The 7992-nt window shown below is 73.6% G+C and carries 7 protein-coding genes; 3 read left to right on the top strand and 4 right to left on the bottom strand.

Annotated features, from left to right (window positions below):
• On the top strand, window positions 1–267 hold a 267-nt coding region (locus CWIS_RS14075), incomplete at its 5' end, for an ATP-binding domain-containing protein (RefSeq protein WP_048343920.1).
• Window positions 268–287: 20 nt separating this feature from the next.
• Here CWIS_RS14075 and CWIS_RS14070 read toward each other — a convergent pair.
• The 4 genes from CWIS_RS14070 to CWIS_RS14055 all read right to left on the bottom strand — a co-directional run bounded on the left by CWIS_RS14070 (window position 288) and on the right by CWIS_RS14055 (window position 4314).
• Window positions 288–1049: an alpha/beta hydrolase family protein gene (locus CWIS_RS14070; RefSeq protein WP_048343919.1), complete on the bottom strand. Its 762-nt coding sequence runs from the start codon at window positions 1047–1049 to the stop codon at window positions 288–290.
• A 75-nt stretch (window positions 1050–1124) separates the two neighbouring features.
• Window positions 1125–2279: a glycoside hydrolase family 6 protein gene (locus CWIS_RS14065; RefSeq protein ID WP_082156479.1), complete on the bottom strand. Its 1155-nt coding sequence runs from the start codon at window positions 2277–2279 to the stop codon at window positions 1125–1127.
• A 116-nt stretch (window positions 2280–2395) separates the two neighbouring features.
• Complete coding sequence (locus CWIS_RS14060) at window positions 2396–2695, bottom strand: DUF1905 domain-containing protein (RefSeq protein ID WP_048343918.1); 300 nt, start codon at window positions 2693–2695, stop codon at window positions 2396–2398.
• A gap of 146 nt (window positions 2696–2841) precedes the next feature.
• Window positions 2842–4314 carry a glutamate synthase subunit beta gene (locus CWIS_RS14055; protein WP_048343917.1) on the bottom strand — a complete coding sequence of 491 codons (1473 nt, stop codon included), beginning with the start codon at window positions 4312–4314 and terminating at the stop codon, window positions 2842–2844.
• Window positions 4315–4560: 246 nt separating this feature from the next.
• Between CWIS_RS14055 and CWIS_RS14050 the strand changes: the two genes are divergently transcribed.
• Window positions 4561–6477 (top strand): DUF4914 family protein, encoded by a 1917-nt coding sequence (locus CWIS_RS14050; RefSeq protein WP_082156478.1) that lies wholly within the window; start codon window positions 4561–4563, stop codon window positions 6475–6477.
• A gap of 136 nt (window positions 6478–6613) precedes the next feature.
• Entirely contained in the window at window positions 6614–7840 is a 1227-nt protein-coding gene (gene dinB, locus CWIS_RS14045) for a DNA polymerase IV (RefSeq protein WP_197080856.1), read from the top strand.
• The last annotated feature ends 152 nt before the right edge of the window (window positions 7841–7992 follow it).

Below are 7992 nucleotides of genomic sequence, written 5' to 3'. Positions count from 1 at the left end.
CGGCTCGTCGCGACGCACCGGCTGCCGCCCGCGCAGAGCGTGCACGCGATGACGGTGCACCGCGGACAGGGCAGTCAGTTCACGCGCGTCAGCGTGGTGCTCCCGGCGGCCACGTCTCCCCTGCTCACGCGCGAGCTGCTGTACACCGCGGTGACGCGCGCACGCGAGCGGATCCGCGTGATCGGCACCGAGTCGGCCGTGCGTGCGGCCGTGCTGCGACGGGTCCAGCGTGCGAGCGGGCTGGGCCGACCGCTGCCGTCCTCCTGAGACGCGCTCCCGAGGGACCCTCAGCGGCCCCGGATCGGGAGCCAGTCGAGCACGTCCTGGATCGTCGCGTCCCAGTACCCCCAGTCGTGGTCGCCGGCACGGTCGACGTCGGTGCGGACGTCGATGCCGCGCGCGCGGGCCGCGTCGAGCCAGCGCAGGTTGGCCGCGTGCAGGAAGTCCTCGGTGCCGCACGCGACGGACAACGCGGGCAGCGCGGCCGGGTCCGCTGCCGCGACCAGGCCGAGCAGGTCGTCGCCTGTGCCGGGCGGGCCGCCGCCCCACACCTGCGGCACGACGGAGCGCAGACCCTGGTCGCTGACGATGTCGAGCGCACCGGACAGCGACGCGGCCGCCGCGAACCGACCGGGCTCGCGCAGCGCCCACTTGAGCGCCCCGTAGCCGCCCATCGACAGACCGGCGACGAACGTGTCCTCGCGTCGGGTCGACACGCGGAAGAACGACGAGACCAGCTCGGGCAGCTCCTGCGTCAGGTGCGTCCAGTACGCGCCGCCGTGGACCTCGTCGGCGTAGAACGACCGCCCGCCGCGCGGCATGACGACCGCGAGTCCCTTCTCGGCGGCGTACCGCTCGATCGAGGTGCGACGCGTCCAGATCGTCTCGTCGTCGGACAAGCCGTGCAGCAGGTAGAGCACGGGTGGCGGCGCGTCGTCGGCCACGCCGCTCAGGCCGATCTGTGACCTGGTCGCCTGCGGCAGCAGCACGGTCATCGCGGTGCTGACCTGCAGCACGTCGGAGAAGAAGTGGCAGGTCACAAGCGCCATCGCGGCCTCCTGGTCGTCGTCGCGCCCAGCCTGCCACGCCCGGCCCGGCCGTGTCCGCGCCCCGCGCGCCCCCGACTAGGTGCGGCGGTACTTCACGAGCTCGAGCGCGCCGGCCTCCCACCACTGCCCCGCTCCGGGTGCGCCGTGGCACGGCCCGTCGGACTCGCCGGGGAGCTTGATCCACAGCAGCGCGTCGAGCGCGCCGCCGCTCGTGAAGGTCCGCGGGTGCGCGCCCAGACCGCGCTTCGGCGGGTTGCACCACTCGCCGTCCGCCATGGGGCCGCGGCCGTTGCGCGACGTGTCGATCACGTAGTGCCGGTGCGACGCCGACACGCCGGCGGCCGCGAGCCGGGCGGCGACCTTGGCGGCGTACGCCTTCTCGCTCGTCGTGAAGCCGAAGTTCGAGATGTTCGTGGCGAAGCCACGCGCGTAGGCGATCCCGCCGGCGCGCAGCCGCTTCGCGGTGTCCGCCGGGGTGCGCCAGCGCGCGTTTCCCGCCTCCAGGTACACCCACGCGCCGGTCGCCGCGAGCTCCTTGGTCGCGTTCCGGATGAGCCGGTCGCGGCGGGCGTCGGCCGCGTCGTCGTCGCAGTCGAGCATGAGCGCGTCGGGCTCGAGCACGACGAGCGCGCGCGACGACCCGCGGACCGCACCGTCGGTCAGCCCCTTGGCGACCTGCGTGATCCAGCGCGGGTAGGTCTTCTCGGTGAAGCCGCCCGCCGAGTACAGGCCGCAGTCCCGACCAGGGATCGCGTACAGCACCAGCACCGGCGTCTGCGACTTCGCGCGCGCCGCTCGTACGTAGCCGGCGACCTCCGAACGGGTCGTGCCGACCGTCGTCCAGTCGCCGAACCACCGGGCCTGCGGGACCGTCGAGATGAGCGAGAGCCGCTTCGCCACCGACGTCCGGCCCGCGGCGCGCGCGGCGTCGACCGCGGCGGCGGCCTGCGTGTCGGGGTCGAGGTAGAGCTTCTGCGTCAGCCGCGGCGAGGCCGCGACGGCCGCCGCGCCCGACGAACCGTCCGACGACGCCACGCCGTCCGACAACACCACGCCGTCGGACACCACCACGCCGTCGGACACCACCGAGCCGTCCGTCAGTCCGGGGCCCTGCGCGGGCTCCGCCGCGTGCGCGGGTGGCACCAGCCCGACGAGCCCGACGACGAGGGCGACCACGGGCAGAGCAGAGCGGACAGGCAGGGCGGTGAGGCGCGTGCGGCGACGGGTCACCCGCTCGAGGCTAGCGGCCGATCCAGACGCCCGTCACTGCTTGGCAGCACCCTCACCTGAGCAGCGTTCCCTCACGGCAGTGCTCGCTCACGGCACTGCTCGCGCTGAGCTCTCGGTCACGGCAGGTCGACGAGGCGGAGCCGGATGCGTGCGACGTCGCCCGCCTCGATCGACTCCTTGCGCCGGACCGCGGCCTTGAGCGGCAGCACGTAGGTCTCCGCGCCCGGGAAGATCGACGTGCGCCAGGTCGTCGTCCCGATCGTCACCTCGACGCGGACCGACCCGAACCCTCGGGAGACCCCCTCGGCGGCGTCGGCGATCTCGTCGGCCACGTCCGTCGGCAGGTCCGCGAACGTCCACGAGTCGTGCTTGCGTGCGTCCCAGAGGCGCAGCGCGGCCTCGAACTCGACTTCCACACCCCCATGGTGCCCGCCCCCACCGACACGTCCCACCGCACCGACCCAGCACCTGCTCGCGGATGCCGCCGCCACAGCCTGCGCATTCGCTGCCTCGCGCCGCGTGGGCCACGCTCAGGAGCGCCCGGAGCGGGACGGGCGGCGAGCTACGGGCGCAGCGAGATGGTGGAGGCGGTGACCGGCGACGGGAGCGCCGTGGCGCCGGTCAGGTAGCGGTCGACCGACGAGGCCGCGGCGCGACCCTCCGCGATCGCCCACACGACGAGCGACTGCCCGCGGCCGCAGTCGCCGGCCACGAAGACACCGGGTGTCGAGGTCGCGAACTCGTCGTCGCGCACGAACGCGCCGCGCGCGTCGACATCGAGCCCGAGAGCGTCCGCGAGCGCGCCGCGCTCCGGCCCGACGAAGCCGAGCGCGAGGACGACGAGCTGCGCCGGGAGGACGCGCTCGGTGCCGGCCACGGGCTCGAAGCGCCCGTCGACGCGCTCGACCTCGACGAGACGCAGACCGGCCACCCGACCCTCGTCGTCGCCGACGACCTCCTGCGTGCTGACGGCGAAGACGCGCGTGCCGCCCTCCTCGTGCGAGGTGGAGACCTTGAAGACGGTCGGGTACGTGGGCCATGGCTGCTCGGCGGGCCGCTCGTGCGGCGGCTCGGGCAGGATCTCGAGCTGCGTGATCGACCGGGCGCCCTGGCGCACGGCGGTCCCGACGCAGTCCGCCCCGGTGTCCCCGCCGCCGACGACGACGACGTCGAGCCCGGTCGCGACGGGCGCCCCGGGGACGGGCTCGCCGACGGCCGCGTGGTTCGCGGGCACCAGGTAGTCCATCGCGGGCAGGACGCCGCGCAGCGACCTGCCGGGCACCGGGAGGTCGCGCGGGACGGTCGAGCCGACGGTCACGACGACCGCGTCGTGCCGCGCGAGCAGCTCGGCACCGGTGACGTCCACGCCGACCTCGACGCCGCAGCGGAACACGGTGCCCTCGGCGCGCATGAGGTCGATCCGCCGCTCGACGACGTCCGCGGGCAGCTTGTACTCGGGGATGCCGAACCGCAGCAGCCCACCGGGCGCGGTCGCGCGCTCGTAGACGCTCACGGTGTGGCCCGCGCGCGTGAGCTGCTGCGCTGCCGCCAAGCCGGCGGGCCCGGAGCCGACGACCGCGACGGTGTGACCGCTCATCCGCTGGGGCACCACGGGAACGACGAAGCCGCGGGCGAACGCCTCCTCGGCGATGCTGAGCTCGACGTGGCGGATCGTCACCGGCTCCTGGTTGAGCCCGAGCACGCACCCGGACTCGCACGGCGCGGGGCACAGCCGTCCGGTGACCTCGGGGAAGTTGTTCGTGAGGTGCAGGCGGTCGGCGGCGTCGAGCCACTGCCCGCGCCACGCGAGGTCGTTCCACTCGGGCATGAGGTTGCCGAGCGGGCACGCGTGGTGGCAGAACGGCACGCCGCAGTCCATGCACCGTCCCGCCTGCCGGTGCAGCAGCGCGAGCGCCTCGGGGTCGCCGGTCGGGTGCTCGTGCACCTCGGCCCAGTCGAGGATGCGCACCGGTACGGCACGGTCGGCGGGCAGCTCACGGCCCCGGACGCGCAGGAACCCGCGGGGATCGGCCATGGTCGCGAACGTAGACCCCGACCGTGTCCGTCTCGCCCGCCCTAGGTCCCGGGCCGGCTCGAGCATCCCGACGACGTCGTGCTGCTCCCCGATCTGCAGCCGCGCCCCGACCTGCAGCGCGGCGGGTGCATGTGACCCAGGTCCCGGGTTGTCCGGATCCGCCGGACGTAATCTCCAGGTCAAGTGCGGACCTCGCCCTGGTGTTCTGCTCGTCCACGGGTCGGGTCCCCGACGAAGGGAGCGCCCGTGGACGCCGTCTCAGCCCTGTCCGCTGTCCACCTGCCGCCCGCGGTGCGCGCCGCGGTCGAGTCCAGCCCTCGGGTCCTGGTCCCGCAGACGCGCGACGAGCTCTACCAGCTCGCGCTCGGCCCGGTCGGCGGCCCGATCCACGAGGTCGCCTACGACGTGTCGACCGACGAGGGCATGCGCCGCATCGTCGAGGCGACAGTCACCCGGTGCCGCAACGGCATGGCGGTGAACTACCCCGAGGACTACATGCGCCGGCGCGACCCGGACTGCATGCGGATCGCGGACGACCTCCCGACGGACAAGCCGCGCTACCGCGACGTCTTCGGCGAGGAATTCGCCCCGACGAAGACCGCGACGCTCGACTGGCTCGGCGAGCAGGACCTCGTCGTCGTGCCGTTCAAGGCCGGCGGTCCGACGTTCGGCTACCCGTCGGTGGCCCTCGTGCCTGTCAACGCCGCGTTCTTCGCGGTCGCGCTCGTCGACCTGCAGGGCTGGGTGACGTTCGACGAGCTGGGCGAGTTCACGCCGCGCTCGATCCTGTACGTCGCTCCCCCGTTCCGGCACACCGCGTTCGGCGGTCGCCAGGTCGTCGTGCACGACCGCACGCCCGACCTGCACGAGGTGTTCGCGTACAACCTGTACCCGGGCCCGAGCGCCAAGAAGGGCGTGTTCTCGGTCCTGCTCGACATCGGCGAGTCGGAGGGCTGGATCACGGCGCACGCCTCGGCCGTGCGCGTGACCACGCCGTACGACAACGAGACCGTGATCATGCACGAGGGCGCCTCGGGCGGCGGCAAGTCGGAGATGTGCCAGGAGTTCCGTCGTCAGGAGGACGGCCGCATCCTGCTCGGCACCAACGTCGTGACGAAGGAGCCGTACGTCATCACGCTCGCCGAGTCGAGCGCCCTGGCGCCCGTGACCGACGACATGACGCTGTGCCACGCGTCGCTGCAGGACACCGACGGTCGTCTCGTGATCGCGGACGCCGAGGCCGGCTGGTTCGTGCGCGTCGACAACCTGCGGTCGTACGGCGAGGACACGAACTTCGAGCGCGCGTGCATCCACCCGGACAAGCCGCTCGTGTTCTTCAACATCCAGGGCGTGCCCGACGCCACGGCCCTGCCGTGGGAGCACACACTCGACTCGACGGGCAAGCCGTGCCCGAACCCGCGCGTCGTGATCGACCGCTCGATGATCCGCGGGGTGCTGTCCGAGCCGGAGCACGTCGACGTCCGCACGTTCGGCGTGCGCATGCCGGCGTGCACGCGGGACAAGCCGTCCTACGGGATCATGGGCGTCACGCACTTCGTGCCCCCGGCGCTCGCCTGGGTGTGGCGGCTGATCGCGCCGCGCGGCGACAAGAACCCGTCGATCGGCGAGACGAAGTCCGAGAACAAGGTCATCAAGCACGGCGGCATGGTGTCCGAGGGCGTCGGCTCGTACTGGCCGTTCTCGACCGGCACCAAGGTCGCGGCGGCGAACCTGCTGCTCCGTCAGCTCGTGGACGCGTCCCGCACGCGCTACGTGCTCACCCCGAACCAGCACATCGGCGCCTACCAGGTGGGCTTCGCGGCCGAGTGGATGACCCGCGAGTACCTCGCCCGTCGCGGTGGCGGCCGGATGCGTCGCGACCAGCTCACGCCGGCGCGCTGCTCGCTGTTCGGCTACACGCTGCGCGAGATGAAGGTCGACGGTCAGCTCGTGCGGCCCACGTGGCTCGCGCCCGAGATGCAGTCGCAGGTCGGTCTCGAGGCGTACGACGAGGGCGCGGCGATCATCAACGCGTTCTTCAAGTCCGAGCTCGAGCAGTACCTCACCGACGACCTGGACCCGCTGGGGCGGGCCATCATCGAGGTCGTCCTCAAGGACGGCTCGGTCGAGGACTACGAGGCACTCACGCCCATGCACATCTGACGCCACCCCGCGTCGGGCACCACCGCGGCGACGACCGGCCCCGCCGGGCGGGTCGTCGCCGCGGCCACGTCCGGGCACGGCCCTGGAGCAAGGGTGGACGTCAAACTCTGTCAGTGGCAGGTTCGAACATGTGTTCGTGACCACTCCCCAGAGCGGGCCGGCGGGGCGCGCGACGATCCTGCACGCCGATCTCGACGCGTTCTACGCATCGGTCGAGCAGCGCGACGACCCCCGCCTGCGCGCGCGGCCCGTCGCCGTGGGCGGCGGTGTGATCCTCGCGGCGTCGTACGAGGCGAAGCGCCGCGGCGTCCGCACCGCGATGGGCGGTCGGCAGGCGCGCGGGCTGTGCCCGGACCTGATCGTCGTGCCGCCGCGGTTCGACGCATACGTCGAGGCGAGCGAAGCCGTGTTCGCGATCTTCCGCGACACCACCCCGCAGGTCCAGGGCGTGTCGATCGACGAGGCGTTCCTCGACGTGCGCGGCCTGCGCCGGGTGGACCCGACCCCGCCCGTCGACCTCGGCGCACGCCTGCGGGCCCGCGTGCGCGACGAGGTCGGGCTCTCGATCACGGTCGGCGTGGCGCGCACGCCGTTCCTCGCCAAGGTCGCCAGCCGCGTCGCGAAGCCGGACGGGCTGCTCCTGGTCCCGCCGGACGACGAGGCCGCGTTCCTGCACCCGCTGCCCGTCGAGACGCTGTGGGGAGTCGGTGAGACCACCGCGACGAAGCTGCGCGCGTTCGGGCTGCGCACCGCGGGCGATGTCGCGGACCTCCCCGAGGGCGTGCTGCGTGCCGTCCTCGGACCCGCCACGGGGTCGCACCTGCACGCGGTGGTGCACGGCCGCACGCCCGAGCGCGTCGTGACCGACCGCGCGCGCGGCTCCGTCGGAGCGCAACGCGCGCTCGGCCGCGGACCGCACTCCCCCGACGCGGTGCGAGCCGCGCTCCTGGGCCTGGTCGACCGCGTGTGCCGCCGCCTGCGAGCAGGGCGCCGCACGGCGCGGACGGTGGTCCTACGCCTGCGGTTCGCGGACTTCTCGCGCGCGACGAGGTCGCGCTCGCTCGCCTTCGGCACCGCCTCGTCCGACGAGCTGCGCGCGGCCGCGCTGACGCTGCTGGACTCGGCGCGCGAGCTCGTCGCGGAGCGTGGGATCACTCTCGTCGGCGTGGCCCTGACCGGGCTGGGCAGCGACGCCGTCGTGCAGCCCGCCCTCCCGCTCGACCGCTCGCACGAGGACCTCGACCGCACCACGGACGACCTCGCGCAGCGCTTCGGGTCCCGCGCCCTGACGCGCGCGAGCCTGCTCGTCGTCGGCGACGGCTTCGCCGCACCCCTGCTGCCGGACCCACCCCCGGACACCTGAGGGGGCGACCCATCGCGCCAGAGAGCCCGGCACCGCGAACCAGACGATCACCGGCACCGCTCGACGGGTATCCGCTCGACGGGTATCCGCGCTACCGCGGCACATGCCCTGCCCCCAACCCCCGCCCGGGCCGGCGCTGGCCTTGGCCCTGA

It is taken from the genome of Cellulomonas sp. A375-1 (assembly GCF_001040865.1).
Classification (GTDB): domain Bacteria; phylum Actinomycetota; class Actinomycetes; order Actinomycetales; family Cellulomonadaceae; genus Cellulomonas; species Cellulomonas gelida.
The sequence above is the reverse complement of the archived record's forward strand: the minus strand, read 5'-3'. Positions and strand labels throughout refer to the sequence as shown.

Coding starts and splice junctions, on each gene's coding strand:
- CWIS_RS14070 (WP_048343919.1), bottom strand. CDS start 1,049: ATGGCGCTTGTGACCTGCCACTTCTTCTCCGACGTGCTGCAGGTCAGC.
- CWIS_RS14055 (WP_048343917.1), bottom strand. CDS start 4,314: ATGGCCGATCCCCGCGGGTTCCTGCGCGTCCGGGGCCGTGAGCTGCCC.